General features: G+C 39.9%; 11 protein-coding genes. 6 read left to right on the plus strand and 5 right to left on the minus strand.

The annotated features are described in order from the left end of the window. Positions 1-420 precede the first annotated feature (420 nt). Entirely contained in the window at positions 421-783 is a 363-nt protein-coding gene (locus SAGCYANO_RS10515) for a helix-turn-helix domain-containing protein (RefSeq protein WP_202220034.1), read from the minus strand. A 102-nt stretch (positions 784-885) separates the two neighbouring features. Between SAGCYANO_RS10515 and SAGCYANO_RS10520 the strand changes: the two genes are divergently transcribed. The 4 genes from SAGCYANO_RS10520 to SAGCYANO_RS10535 all read left to right on the plus strand — a co-directional run bounded on the left by SAGCYANO_RS10520 (position 886) and on the right by SAGCYANO_RS10535 (position 4,229). Next, positions 886-1,506, plus strand: coding sequence for an NAD(P)H-dependent oxidoreductase (locus tag SAGCYANO_RS10520; protein ID WP_202220035.1), 621 nt, complete (start codon positions 886-888; stop codon positions 1,504-1,506). A gap of 285 nt (positions 1,507-1,791) precedes the next feature. Continuing rightward, positions 1,792-2,502, plus strand: a complete 711-nt coding sequence (locus tag SAGCYANO_RS10525) for a glutathione S-transferase family protein (RefSeq protein WP_202220036.1) — start codon at positions 1,792-1,794, stop codon at positions 2,500-2,502. 579 nt (positions 2,503-3,081) lie between these two features. Continuing rightward, a complete protein-coding gene (locus tag SAGCYANO_RS10530; RefSeq protein WP_202220037.1) occupies positions 3,082-3,378 on the plus strand; it encodes a putative quinol monooxygenase in 297 nt (98 codons plus the stop codon). Between the two features lie 47 nt (positions 3,379-3,425). Continuing rightward, complete coding sequence (locus SAGCYANO_RS10535) at positions 3,426-4,229, plus strand: SDR family oxidoreductase (protein WP_202220038.1); 804 nt, start codon at positions 3,426-3,428, stop codon at positions 4,227-4,229. A gap of 645 nt (positions 4,230-4,874) precedes the next feature. Here the strand turns inward: SAGCYANO_RS10535 and SAGCYANO_RS10540 are convergent. From SAGCYANO_RS10540 to SAGCYANO_RS10550, 3 genes are all read right to left on the minus strand, one after another. After that, positions 4,875-5,969, minus strand: a complete 1,095-nt coding sequence (locus tag SAGCYANO_RS10540; protein WP_202220039.1) for an SIS domain-containing protein — start codon at positions 5,967-5,969, stop codon at positions 4,875-4,877. Positions 5,970-6,341: 372 nt separating this feature from the next. Further along, entirely contained in the window at positions 6,342-7,214 is an 873-nt protein-coding gene (locus SAGCYANO_RS10545; protein WP_202220040.1) for an S-adenosyl-l-methionine hydroxide adenosyltransferase family protein, read from the minus strand. Between the two features lie 1,286 nt (positions 7,215-8,500). Then, positions 8,501-8,668 carry a hypothetical protein gene (locus tag SAGCYANO_RS10550; protein WP_202220041.1) on the minus strand — a complete coding sequence of 56 codons (168 nt, stop codon included), beginning with the start codon at positions 8,666-8,668 and terminating at the stop codon, positions 8,501-8,503. Positions 8,669-8,985: 317 nt separating this feature from the next. Between SAGCYANO_RS10550 and SAGCYANO_RS10555 the strand changes: the two genes are divergently transcribed. Then, positions 8,986-10,413: a PEP-CTERM sorting domain-containing protein gene (locus tag SAGCYANO_RS10555; RefSeq protein ID WP_202220042.1), complete on the plus strand. Its 1,428-nt coding sequence runs from the start codon at positions 8,986-8,988 to the stop codon at positions 10,411-10,413. Between the two features lie 1,162 nt (positions 10,414-11,575). Here SAGCYANO_RS10555 and SAGCYANO_RS10560 read toward each other — a convergent pair. Continuing rightward, on the minus strand, positions 11,576-13,789 hold the full coding sequence (locus SAGCYANO_RS10560; RefSeq protein ID WP_237396045.1) for a serine/threonine-protein kinase: 2,214 nt from the start codon (positions 13,787-13,789) through the stop codon (positions 11,576-11,578). 648 nt (positions 13,790-14,437) lie between these two features. Between SAGCYANO_RS10560 and SAGCYANO_RS10565 the strand changes: the two genes are divergently transcribed. Then, positions 14,438-14,686 (plus strand): hypothetical protein, encoded by a 249-nt coding sequence (locus tag SAGCYANO_RS10565; RefSeq protein ID WP_202220043.1) that lies wholly within the window; start codon positions 14,438-14,440, stop codon positions 14,684-14,686. Positions 14,687-14,877 lie beyond the last annotated feature (191 nt).

Here is a 14,877-nt window from a genome sequence, read left to right on the forward strand (position 1 = left end):
ATCGCAACTCCTGTAAGTACATTTTATCGTTCAAGAAATTTTGGGAATGTAAACAGATATAAAGATATATTGAGAACTGCGGAATGTGGGATATAAGAAAAATTAGATAGGGCTTGCTGATTAAATATCAAAGCATTGACTGATATTGGTTAAAGCATTTTTTGGTCTAAAAAAGTGCGCCTGTTTTCAGCTTTTTGAGCTACATAAAGCTAGTATTTTGGGACGATTATGGCAGAAAAATCACTATATCCAATTTTTCCGAATACCTCCTCTATAATTCCCATTTTTCCTGACTTCCCCTCCCCTCCACGGTCGGGGTTAGGGGTGGGTTGGGAGGGGAGGGGTTAGGGGTAGGTTGACTCCTGTCTCCTGTCTCCTGTCTCCTAGCTCTACTAAAAGACTTTTTCAGCACACCCTATATTAGATATTTTGCTCTTCTGCCCATTGCTTCAACTCTTCTAAAAAAGAAAGTGTTGTTTTCCCAAAATCAGTTGTCTCGTAGGTGACAACAAAAGGTCTTGTACTAACGACCTCGCGCTTAACCAAACCATCATTCTCCATCTCTCTTAACCTCTGAGTTACTATTTTTTTACTCGCTCCACCCAGTTGACGAACTAGATCGCCAAACCGTACAGGTTTATCCTTGAGATGCCAAAGAATAGATCCTTTCCATTTTCCACCTATAAGCCTCATTCCGCGTTCGATTGGACAAGGTTCCAGACAAGGTTCAATTGCCCGCTTGCGACCTAGATCGTCGGTTTCAATTTCAATCTTAGAACTCATTTCCCACCTGGTTACTAAAAATATACTGGTTGACTATAGTAACTTAATTTTGTATCTTTCAATTAAGGCAGTGACAAATACCAAATAAATCAAGGCAAACTAATGAAAACTCTGCTCTTAATTTTAGGCAAAGAAACTAATGAATTTGCTAAAGGTAACTATAATCAAAGTCTTTTTGCGACCGCAGTAGAAACTTTAAAAGCTCGTTATAATATTTTGACTACTATTGTTGAAGAAGGCTACAATGTTCCAGAAGAAATCGCCAAGTTCAAACAAGCTGACGCAGTAATCTTTCAATACCCAGTTTACTGGTTCATGATGCCATCAAGCTTAAAACGATACCTAGATGATGTTTATGCTTATGGTGAATTTTTTGCGTTTAGTGGTGGTGAATATGGATCGGGTGGACTGATGAAAGGTAAAAAGTTTATGCTCTCTACTACCTGGAATGCACCCATCGAAGTCTTCAATAATCAGAATCCGAATAGCTTTTTTGAAGGGCGATCGGTAGAAGAAGTATTGCTACCAATGCGTAAATCTCAGGAATATTGTGGTTTAGAGGAGTTACCTCATTTTTCTTGCCACAACATTGTTAAAAATCCTCAATTTGAGTCCGATAAAGAGCGGTACATTCTTCATTTAACTAAAGTTTTTCTTGATTTCAATCCTTTTATAAATGCAGACACTCAACAAGTAGCATCTATAGTCAGTAATGCTGGCTAATGCTGGATTTCTCCTCGAAAAACACTATTGCAGGATGGCGGAATTAACGAATTCAGAATTCTGAATTCAGAAGTTAACCCAACCCTAACCCCTCCCAGGAGGGGAAGTAGAGGATTTGAGATCCGCTCCAAAAACATTTCGCCTTAAAAGGCGTGGTTTTAGATCCATATTATTTTGATAACTGACCAGTTACAAAATCCTAAAACAATAACAAATCAGTACTTTTGACTTTTGAATTTTAACTTCCGCGTAGCGACACTATGAATTTATAACCGAGAAAAGATCGTGACACAACAACCAGATATTCATCTTTATACAGCCTCCACCATGAACGGATGGAAGCCAGTAATTTTTCTTGAAGAAGCTGAAGTTGAGTATGACATGACCTATATTGACTTTTCTAAAAAAGAACAAAAGTCAGATTGGTACATGAAGCTCAACCCGAACGGACGTATTCCAACGATCATAGACCGGGGTAATGACGATTTTGCTGTTTTTGAATCGGGTGCAATTCTCTGGTATTTGGCAGAAAAATATCAAAAGTTTCTCCCTCAAAATGAAAAAGCTCGCTCTCAAACACTTCAATGGTTAATGTTTCAAATGGGTGGTATCGGACCAATGATGGGACAGGCGATGTACTTTCAAAGAATTGCCGAACCCCAGGGACATCGAGATGAGTTTGCGATCGAGCGATATGTAAAAGAGTCGCGTAGATTACTGGAAGTATTGGATAAACAGCTTGAGGGTAAAATATTCTTGGTGGGAGATGAATTTACGATCGCAGATATCGCTACTTATCCTTGGGCGAGGTCCTACTATTGGGCAAAGGTTTCTGTAGACGGGTTGAACAATCTTCAAGCTTGGTTTGACTGTATTGACGAACGACCTGCTACCCAAAGAGCTTTAGAAAAACCCAAACCCGTACCTGCGTTTTTTGGTCGGGGTGATGTTGACACTGCCCAAGCTGCCAATGCAGCTAGATTTAAAGATAACTGATACATCAACTTCAATCCTAGTGAACAATAGAAAATTAGGGCGTTGCTGATTCTGGGTATGATGCAAGCCCCTAACCCCCAATTTTGGGGGAATAAAACTCTAAAGAAAATTAGGGCGTTGCTGATTCTGGGTATGATGCAAGCCCCCCTAACCCCCCAATTTTGGGGGGAATAAAACTCTAAAAGTCCCCCTTTATATAGAATCCGGTTGAATAGTGATTGTATAGTTAGGAGTAGGGGACCCACCCTAACCCCTCCGGTGGAGGGGAAGAGGGGAGTGGGGGAGTGGGGGAGTAGGGGAGATTAAAGGTTTGAAGTAATTTAAGAAATTATCAACATATACTATATAATCGGATTCTATATTATTAATCCCCTCCCGTCCCCGATTTTATCCCCCTCCTGTCCCCCTTGGAAAGGGGGAAGCCAGATGTTGCTTCGCTTTTTGTTGAACGGGGGAAGCCAGAGGATGCTGCGCTTTTTGTTGAATGGGGGATGCGCGGGGGCGAAGGCGAGAACCAAACAATCGCGCATTCATACTTCAATTCAGCAACGCCAAAATTAGAAACAAAGAGTAAAGATCATGAGCGAAAAACTATACACTGTTGCCGTATTGAAGGCTCAAACTGGAAAGTTTAACGAGCTAGTTGCGGTTCTAGAAGAGCTAGCAAGACAGACTCGTCAGGAAGCAGGGGCGTTGCAATATGGATTTTATCGTAACCAAGAAGATCCTAATACCATACTGTCTTTTGAAGAATGGCAAGATACGGATTTTGAATCTGCACATTGGAAAACACCCCATCTTATTTCAGCGGTTGAAAAATTCAAGGACATTTTGGATGGCGAACCAATCGTCTATAAAAGCCATCAAATCATCTAAGTTTGTTTCATAAATCAAAGTATTTTTTCCCAGAAAGGAGATTTCTTATGAGTAAGACAATTTTAATGACGGGTGCAGGATCGGGATTCGGTAAAGGTACGGTGCTGGGGTTGGCAAAAAAAGGTCATAAGGTAATTGCTACCTGTGAAAACTGGCCTCAAGTTACTGAACTCAAAGCAGCAGCAGAACAAGAAGGTGTAGAAGTTGAAATCACTAAGATGGATCTGCTGAATAAAGATGAACGTGAATTTGTGTTTGAGAAATATGGCGAGGAACTCGACATTTTAGCTCCCAACGCAGCTACTGGGGAAACGGGTCCTATAGCTGAAATTCCTGTCGATCGAGTACGTCGCGTATTTGAGGTGAATGTCTTCTGTACGCTAGAATTTATCCAGCCGTTCGCCCGTCATTTTGTCAAAAAAGGCAAGGGAAAGATTATCTTTACTTCTTCGATCGCGGGGTTTGCCACCTTCCCGTTTCTCGCACCCTATTGCGCGTCCAAACACGCCCTCGAAGCCATTGTGCAGTTGATGCGTGAGGAAATGGAAGGTACTGGAGTACAGATTGCAACTATTAACCCCGGACCATTTCGTACTGGCTTTAACGATCGTATGTACGACACCCTCGACCAGTGGTACGACCCCGACCGAAACTTCACCCCAGAGAAGCCAGTTCGGGATATACAGCAACTATTTGCAGGGGAAGATTTGCAACTCGACCCTCAAGGAATGATTGACTTCATGATCGAAACTATTCCTCAAGACAATCATAAATTTCGCAATGTTTATCCTCAGCGTTTTATTGAGGATGTGAAGAAGTATCAAGAAAACTTGTGGGATATTCAGGTTTAATATCAAATCCGGTAGCATCGGTGTAATTAGATAGGGAGGTAGGGAGATAGGGAGATGGGGAAATGGGGACCCACCCCTAACCCCTCCCTGGAGGGGAGAAATATTTGGTAATGGTTGAAGATGGAACATTTTTTACGTGCCGAATTAAACGGATTTGATATAATCTAAGTTCGCGATTTTCATTGAAGAAGGCAGAAGGCAGAACCCACATTCCGCACTACAAAATTTAGCATAAAAATATAATTCAAAAGTAAGAAGTAAGAAGTAAGAAGTAAGAAGTAAGAAGTAAGAAGTAAGAAGTAAGAAGTAAGAAGTAAATTATAGTGGTCAATAGGAATCAACTACTCATTAAGTATTTATGCTTAATATTTAACTGAGAATTTGACTCCCGATCAAGGTAAATGAGGATAATTTATATAGTATAAATACCTAAGCAACCTCAGGATTTTATACTCATTTTCATGTTACAAATTGAAGTGCGGAATGTGGGTTAAAACCTGCGGAATGTAGGTAGGATTAAGGTAAAAATCCTCTCACACGCCGTGGAGAAACAATGAATTAATTTTCCTTTTATTCAATCCTATCCGTTTTAGGGAGAGGTAATTATCAATTATCAATTATCAATTATCAATTATTTACATCTCCCTACAACTGTATTAATGAGCGTGCACGGCCAAAACGTGGGTCTTCAAGCCGAAATCCATCAGGATTTGTTCCGCACTCTAATGCTAAGTAATAGGTAAATAATTGGAGCGACACAAGGCAGGTTAGAGAACAGAATGGTTCTGGAACTTTTGGAACAATAACCCACCCTGTTGCGCTAGCACGGAGCGATTCCGCTGCCCCGTCGCTAATCACTAGATAGGCTGCACCAATTTCTTGGATAAGTCCCGCTAGCTCTAAAACGCGCCTCTGTGCTGGACCAGTCGGCGCAATCAAAATAAAGAGGTCTTCTGGTTCAGTACATTGAAATGGCCCATGCAGCATCGTTTCGATTGACATACCTTCAGCTTGCAAATAAGAAGTTTCCTTAATTTTCAGGGCGATTTCATTAGCTGCGATCGCATTTGGGCCACCACCAACCAACCAGATGCGTCGCCGATTGACTTGTTCGTGGGCGAAGCGTACCATCTCATTCTCCGTTTCTAGTGCTACAGACAGTAGTTCAGGAAGTTCATGCTCTAGAAAACTTTTCGATAGAAGACTTGTCCCGGTACGATGAAAACCAATACGATCTGCAAGAGTAGATAAGACTGAAATTGTACCAATATAACTAACGGTATGAGCTGCTGATTTATCCTGTGCAACTGTAGTTAAGGTGATATCACTTTGTACAGCCTCAGTAGCCACACCTTCACCGGTAATTAATATCGTGTAACAACCTACTTCACGAGCATATTTGAGAGATTCAACTGTATAAAGTTTATTCCCGCGATGACTAATACCAATGACACAATCTCTTGGGGTTATTCGGGGTCTATAAAGGGCAAAATCAAATGAGTGAAATGTTTGTGTGAAAAGGTCTCCCCCATACAAACGCATTAAGTGATCACCGACGAGAGCTGCATGATATGAAGTTCCAATACCAACTAAAAATAGTCGCTCACAGGAGGCTATACGGGTAGCGCAATTATCAATTAAGACTTCATTGCGTTTAGCTACATTAGTAAATGCTTGAGGTTGTGCAAAAATCGCCTCGTACATATGAAAGGGATGTTTCGATCTTTGTTCGCTAGACATAATAAGACTTCTGTTTGTTTTTATAAAGGAAACGCACTTTTTTGTAACAATGTATAATAAAATGCTATCCAGTATTAATCATATACTAGACATCTCCGATAATCAAAAAACCATCCTGAGTTAAAACCGAGTAATATCATGTTCGGTTGAATACTTACACTTTGGAGGAAGGAAGGCAGAAGGCAGCGGGAGCTGGAGGCAGAAGCGGTGCGACCCCGCGTCGGCGTCAGACGCAAGGGAATGCGCACCAAGAGAGGGAAGAAAGGGTTAAAAGGGATCAAGTTTTTTGATCACTGATTATCCGAACATGATATATAGCAATGTGCGCTGGCATATTTACAAATTTCAGAAGGTGTCCAATAGCTAAAAGCCTTATATTATCAACTTTTTATTCCCCCTGTTGCCTGTTGCCTGTTGCCTGTTGCCTGCGCGCAGCGCTATAATTTGAACTCTATCCCCATACTTCAAATTAAGCTGAGATTGAGCGCTACTAGCATTAGCCGCGATTTCGACAAAATCGTGAGAACCAACAATTGCAATTAATTCCCCTGGTTTACAGTCACTATAAGTATTGCCACTGACTATAGTTTGATAGGACGAAAGATCGTCATTTTTTTGAATCACGACTGACCAGGTTTTACCCTCAACATTACTTCTGGGAATATTAGTAATTATATTGCCAAAATAGTCAATGTATTGAACTGAACCTTCAATACCTGAGTCTGTGAGAGTAATTTGATTTAAGGGTAATTTTATTAAACTTTCTGGGTCAATTTTTTCTCCCAAATTTTCTAATGAAACCCCGCTAGCAATATGAGCGCCAACAGGAGCAAATATGTCTCGACCGTGGAAGGTTGTGCTAGGTGCATTTGTGCGCCAATAGTTAGAATTAGTCAGTTCGACAACTGTTATTTCTTGTGTCTCTACATTTTCCAGCACTCCACTAAAAATACCGTTATCGGGTCCGACGAAAAAACCTGTTGATAATTGAATGGCGATCGCTCTTCTGACACTTCCTACACCTGGATCTACAACAGCTACATGAACTGTTTCAGGGGGAAAATAGGGATAAGCATTTTTTAAACAAAATCTGGCTGCAAATAAATTTTGAGCAGGAATTTCATGGGTGAGGTCTATTAGGGTTAGTGTCGGATTAATTTGATAAATTATACCTTTCATCACACCGACATAAACATCTTTTAATCCAAAATCAGTTAGGAGTGTAACTATTTTTCTATCAGACATTATTATTCATAGCAGGCAACAGGCAATAGGCAACATATAACACTCACTAATTATTTTAAGATATAAACATCATAAGTTATAAGCTGTAAATTGTAAATACCTGAACACGCATCCTTAAAACTTTGACGAAGACGCGATCGCGTAATTTCTGAAAAATGCAGACCATACAGCTACCGCAATACTACATTGTTCAACAATTAATAATGAATAATGAATAATGAATAATTACCTCTCCTTGAAACGGATAGGATTGACAAATTCATGAAAATTTTTCTTCTCTTGGTCGATTGGATATGGCTCCGAGACCTCGCCATCCCATCCTAACGGACTGCTCCGCAAACGACCGCTTATTATCCCCGATCAAGGGGAGGCGCATACCCACAATTTTTCGGTAATTAATTTGTAGTATAATCTTGACCCAGGCGCGATCGCGTAATTTCTGAAAAATGCAGACCATACAGCTACCGCAATGCTACATTAGTAATTAATCTATAGTATGTAAATATGCCAGCGCACATTGCTATAATATCGACCTATTTTTCAAGTAGTCGCCAAGTTTTGTGAAGATTTGATGAAGACAAACCCTTCTTATTTCTGGATATCTACTATAAATTTTACTTATAAATCCAACGTATCTCCGTTTTTATATGGTTTTTAGATATTAAACACTTCACAAAAATCAACATTATTTTGTATAAAGTAAATAAATTTTTCAAGAGGAGTCAGGAGCCAGGTAGGGGAGCCGTCGGATTGGGGACGTACAGGAGTCAGGAGGACTGAGGAGAGAGAATTAACCCACATTCCGCACCACAAAATGTAGTATAAAAAATAAGTCAAAAGTCAAAAGTCATGCATTAAGAAGTAAGAAGTAAGAAGTAAATTATAGTAGTCAATAAGAGTCAAGGATTCAGTAAGTGTTTATGCTGCCATAAGTAATCTGAGAATTTGACTCTCGATTGAGGTAAATGAAGATAATTTATACAGTATAAATACCTAAGCAAGCTACGGATTTTATACTAATTTTTATGTTACGCTCTTGAAGTGCGGAATGTGGGATTAAAGAAGGCAGAAGGAACTTTTCATATAGAATCCGGTTATATAGTATATGTTGATAGTTGATAATTTCTATAATTACTTCAAGCCTTTAATCTCCTCTACTCCCCTACTCCCCTACTTCCCCTCCACGGTCGGGGTTAGGGGTGGGTCCCCTACTCCCCCACTCCCCTCTTCCCCTCCACGGTCGGGGTTAGGGGTGGGTCCCCTACTCCCAACTATACAATAACTATTCAACCGGATTCTATATTAGGAGGGGTTTGAATCTCCTCCTGAAAAGGAGCCACTGACACTCTGTTCAGTGGGGGATGTTTTACCCTCGATCGCCGACCGTCGCCAGAAGTACCAGCCAGATTGCCTTCTGCCCTATGCCTTCGTACTTCTGCCTTCTCCTTAATCATTAATAATCTAAATATTATTTTTCATCCGAATTTTTAAAATTTTATACAACAAAATATTTTAAGCAAATTATTGTAGTCTTTTGAATACAATTAGTATCACTTAGTTAAGTTATGGAAATTTTTATTACTTTATCTATAAATTAGAAATATTTAAAAACTAATATATTTATACTTCTTAACTAGATAAAAATTCAGTAAAGATACTGACTTGTTATTGCTTTATTTATTTAGTTAGCACTATTATTACTTTCAGTTGTAATGCAGATTCGCTCTACGCCAATTAGCGGTTAAAATTACTATTGGGGTCAATTATATAAATGAAAATTTCGTCGAAAATCTTAGTATCAGCAGCCCTTGGGGTAACAACTGTGTTTGGCTTTTCTACGCCTGCCGAAGCAGCCAAACTTATTGAATCGGTTGTAATTGGAGAAAACTTCACTGGAACAACACGCTTTGACCCAGGTACATTGGGTTTCATTCCGCCCGATACAATGGGTGCAGTCGGTCCAGACCACATTGTTGAATTGATTAATGGTACATATGCGGTCTATGACAAAGGGACTAACGGTTTACTAGCCCAACCCCGAACTTCTCTTGACCAGTTCTGGATTAATGCGGGAGTAACACCTGCTGGAAGTTTCTCCTTCGATCCGAGGATTTTGTACGATCCCTTTAGCTCTCGGTGGTATGCTACTGCAGTGGACAATGCCGGGAATGCCAATAATTTTCTAGTTGCTGCCTCCATTGACTCCAATCCTCTTAATGGCTGGACAGCAGTTTCTATCGACAGCGACACAGATAATAGCCACTGGGCAGATTTTCCCACTCTCGGCATCAATGCAGACAATCTTTTCATCTCTGCCAATATGTTTCCCCTGAGTGGAAGCGGTGTTAATACAACCATCCTTGAGGTGGACAAGGATACCTTAGATGTTGTCGGTCTAGAACAAAATCTCAGCCCCAACAGCACAGGTTTTAGTGTGCAGCCTGTTGTCGATATGGACAATACGTCAGACCCGCACCCGGCGTTTTCCTCTTTTTCGAGTGGCGTTTACCGGCGCTCGGATATAAATAACGGGGCAGTCATTTCAGACGGAAATATTTTTGTTCCTGGGTTTACTGGCCCTCCACTTGCCCAGCAGCCTGGCATTCCAGACACTATCAATACATCAAACAGTCGCTTTAGCTCAAATTTAGTACTAAAAGACGGATGGGTCTGGGGCGTGCATTCTATAGAGGTAGGTGGTCGCTCAGGGCTTCGCTGGTTCAAAATTGATGAAGCTAATAATACCGTGGTTGAGACAGGTGATATTTTCGATCCCAATCTTGATTTTTACTATGGCTCTATAGCTGTCAACGATTGGAAAGAGGTCGTGATAGGATTCAGTTGTTCGGGAGAAGCGTTGTTTGTCAGTAGTTGTGCAGTAGTTGGTCAGAATATTGGTGGTTCCACAGTTTTTGATGACTTTATGATTCTTGAGGAAGGGACTGCTACTTACGAAGTAGTCGATGGAATCGGGCGCAACCGTTGGGGGGACTATAGTGCCACTGTTCTCGATCCAGAAGATCCGTTGACCTTTTGGACATTCCAAGAGATTGCTACAGGCAGTAACAGATGGTCTATCCAAGTTACTGAAATTAAACTGGCCAAAGCACCAGAACCTTCTTCTATGTTAGCTCTCTTAGGTCTTGGCACACTAGGCGCATTGACCTCAAATAAACGCAAATCAAATAAAGATGGATAAGTGAAGTCATATAGAACCCATATAAAAGATAGGGAGATAGGGAGATGGGGGGATGGGGAAATTTTACAGGGGTAGGTTTTTTACAAAGTTAGTGAGTTATACTGCAAGTGGGCAAAAATTGCGCTTTTTTTGTCATTTTCAGAAAGTTTGAGGCGAGAAATGGCGCTTTAAGCTATTTCCTGCTCAAAAACCCTGTAGTAGTAATCAGTTTTTCTGAATGGTAAACCAGTTTTTTTGCCACCTTTATACCCTGAACCTTGGCCTAATTATTCTCCACAGACTATACCAAATACTTCTTAAACCAACCTGTGCCACAGGTTAACAGTGCTGGAAAGGGGATTTTTTTTACTCAGATAGCGATCGCTATTCTCGTTCTCCAAGTAACCAAGTCAAGTGAATAGTCTAGAAATATTAATAGTAGGTAGGAAAGTAATTAGGGCTTGCTGATTAAATATGAAAGCATTGAATGATATTGGTATTGGCCTTTTTAGGTATTGAAAAAGTGCAAGAAGTTAGGTCAAAAAGGTTCATGCGTGTTAGTATTAAAGGCTCACACTTGGCAGAAAAATTAACGGACTATTCTTCCGACTCCCACCTCTAAACTCCCCGTAAATTCTGACTCCTGTCTCCAGTATTCCCCTCCCCTCCACCGGAGGGGGAGGGGCGAGGGGTGGGTTGTCTCCTACCCTCACCCATCAGACTTTTTCAGCAAACCCTAATTAAATGCGATCGCATTTGGGACTGAAAGGGAGGAATTTTTCACCTCAATCTATGATGGCCAAAATATTGAAGTCTTTGCCCTGCCTTACTTGAAAAGTATTCAAAATTTCTACTATAACCTGCGGAATATGGGGAGAATTTGACATCCTCCCCGGCCTAAAGGCACGGGGATTCCTACTGAGCCGTAGCTCTTCGGCGGGTTGACGCTTTGCTTCGCATAGCTGTCGCTAACACAGGGTGCTGCTTCCTTGGCGGTAGTCTGACGCTTCCCTCCACGTCCGTTTAGAGTTTCCGAGTGCGCCTCGGCAACTAATAATAGTGTAGCATATATTCAATTCACTTGCAAATAAAATAAAAAGTCGCCCTACAAGGGCGAGGCTTTAAACCCAATTTTTCGGTAAAAGACCTATCCCTGTGAATCCCCCGCTCCCCTACTCCCTATCTAATTCAACTGCTCAATTTGATATTGGGCATCTCTATAGCCTCCTGTTCGACCTTGCTCTAAATAAAGTTTAGCTGCTTTTTCAAAATCACTAATTGCCCCTCTTTTATCCCCCAGATTAACTCTAACTAATCCTCTACCATAGTAAGCATCAGCATATTCAGGATTAAGTCGAATTGCTTGAACATAGTCAGCGATCGCTTGCTCATAATTTTCTTGTTGAAAATAAACACTAGCACGATTTGAATAAGCTTCTGCATTATTTGGACTGATAGCTATTGCTTTAGTATAATCTTCTATTGCCTTTTCTAGTTGATTTGCCGAAGCGTAAGCCAATCCTCTATTTGTATAAGCTGAGGGACTTTTGGGAGCAATTTCAATTGTTTTTGTACAATCAGATATAGATTTTTCATACTCTTTAAGATTTAGGTAAGCAATACATCGATTATTATAAGCAACTTCATTTTCCGGGTTAATTGTAATTGCTTGAGTGCAATCAGATATAGCTTTTTCATAAGTAGCTAAATTCAAATATGTGCTGCAACGATTAGCATAAGCTTCTTCATTTTCCGGGTTGATTTCAATAACTTTGTTGTAATCATCTAAAGAGCCTTGATAATCTCCCAGAAAAAAGCGCGCTCTGCCTCTACTATAATAACCATCTATTTTATTTGGTTCAAGTCTAACCATTTCAGTATAATCTGCTATTGCTCCTTGTAAATTATCATTGGCAGCACGAGCTAATCCTCGACCATGATAAGCATCTATATTATTGGGTTGCAGTCGAATAGATTGAGTGTGGTCAGCAATAGCAGCAGGATAATTTTGAGAGCTGTAGTGAACTAATCCTCTTTTATAATACGCTTCAGCATCTTGCGGTTTGAGGCGCAATACTTGGGTGAAATCATTAATTGCTCCAGCATAATCTTGGGTCTCATAACGAACTGTCCCTCGGTTAAAATGAGCATTAACATGGCTAGGGTTCAAATTAATTACCTTGCTGTAGTCAGCAATAGCTTGTGGGTAATTTTTTAAGTTATAATAAGCATTGCCACGTTTATAGTAATATTCTTCTTCATTGGGATTTAGTTGAATTGCTTTGTCATAAGCGGCAATTGCTGCTCTTTGATTACCATTGTTCGCACTTTCTCTCCCTTTCTCAAATATTCTCTCTGCTTTGACCGGGTTGGGGCGATTCAAGAAATTCACTAACCCAATCAGCACTGCGATCGCCCCCACGCTAGCAAAACCAAATAAAACAAACCATAAAGGATGAGATGTCATTCTCAGTAAGCTTGTTTGAGTTTGAGAATTGCGACTGCTTTTACTTCTAGGTGATGGTCCTGTAAATGTTTGAGAACGACTGCTAATTTTCTCTAGCGCTTTCACAACTTCTTCTGCAGACTTGTAACGTTTTGTATGATGGTAATGTACCATTCGGTCGAGGATATCAGCCAGATTTGAAGAACATTCAGTTCGATTTCGCCAGAGAATACCACTAGGATTTGATGGACTAAGGTCTTGTAATTTTGGGAGTTCACTACTGGGAATACCTGTCAAAGCTTGAATGGCAATCATACCCACTGCATACAGATCGCTATTAAATTGAGGAATGCCTTGAAATTGTTCGATGGGCATATAGGAAGGAGTACCTGTAGCTATTGTTCGTTGTTCTTCTCCATTTTCTAGTGCAATTCGATGACTAACTTCTTTGACAGAACCAAAATCAATTAAAACTAATTTTTCATCTGGTTGACGCCTAATTAAATTAGATGGGTTAACATCCCGATGAATTACACCATTTTTATGTACAAATACTAAAACTTCTAAGATTTCTAACAACAGTTTGATTACTTGTTTTTCTTGCCAAGGTTTGCCTGGTATAATTTCTTTATTTAATGGTGTTCCAGGAATGAATTCTTCAACTAAATAAAATTGGTTATTTTCTTCAAAATAAGCTAATAGTAAAGGAATCTGGTCGTGCCTACCTAATTTTTCTAATATTTCTGCTTCTTGTTTGAATAAACGGTGAGCAGTTTTAACTATTGTATAACTATTGCCAGGAGCGCGTAGTTGTTTGACCACGCATTGAGGATGCCCAGGGCGACGAGTATCGGCTGCCAGATAGGTTTGTCCAAATGCACCAGCACTCAGGATTTGAACAACGCGGTAACGTCCATCTAAAAGTTGACCAATCATTTTTGTTTTATTCATAAGGTGGTAGATTTTAGGTTTTAGGTGGTAGGTCTTATACCAATTTTAAAAAAAATTTTATGAATAGTCAGGGGAATTAAAAGATTTTGCATTAGATATCTTCATAAAAGAGGGAATAGGGAATGGGGAATAGGGAACATTGAAGAAATATTAAAATATTTATGGATAAGAATTGATTCTCTTTCTGATTTTTGGGATTTGGTATAAAATATTTATTCTGATTTGAGAATCATGACTACTAGAAAAAGTATAACTATTTTGCTCGAACTAACATTACGTTCTCTTAGTTTTAATATCAAATAGAAGACAAATAAAGATAGGTGTACCTCATTAGGATTAGGTTGAGAAAGGCTATATTATACCAAGGGTGAAAAAAGAATGTTTAACTTAGGTAAAACTTCAATTATTCTGAATAACTTTTTTGATAATTAGCACCCCAGTTATACCATTCATCAAAAGTAATGCTACACTTGGAAAGTGTCAAAATAAGCCTCAAAATGGCAAAGATGATTAAAGGCTTACATCACGTCAATAAATAGTATTTAGAAATATAAATTTTAAGTATAGCAAAGTTTTTGAGAATTGGTATTATTGTTAATTATTCTTATGTTTACTACTACCCTACTCTCCTGCTCCCCCGCTATAGATATGAAAAAAAACACAATTTCGTCATCTTCTCAGTATCCAGATCGCAAATTACAAGCGATCGCCTACAGTATGGATACTCTTATTCCTGGTCTTTACATTTGGTTGGGATGCTTGAAAATGCGTTTGGGAGGTAGTTTACTGGAAGAAAACTATCCAGGAACTGTTCATAGCTTTTGGGGAGTTGGTTTAGTTTTGCCTGGATACCGCATTTATACTACTTATCAAGGAGAGGTAATAATTAATTATTAATTATCGGCGTTGCTGATTTTAGGTATGATGCAAGCCCCCCTAGCCCCCCAAAATTGGGGGGAATAAAACTCTAAAAGTCCCCCTGTATGATCCCCCTCCCGTCCCCCTGTATGATCCCCCTCCCGTCCCCCTTAGAAAGGGGGAAGCCAGATGTTGCTGCCCTTTGTGTTGAATGGGGGAAGCCAGATGTT

Origin of the sequence: Okeania sp. KiyG1 (genome assembly GCF_014132355.1) — a bacterium.
GTDB lineage: Bacteria > Cyanobacteriota > Cyanobacteriia > Cyanobacteriales > Microcoleaceae > Okeania.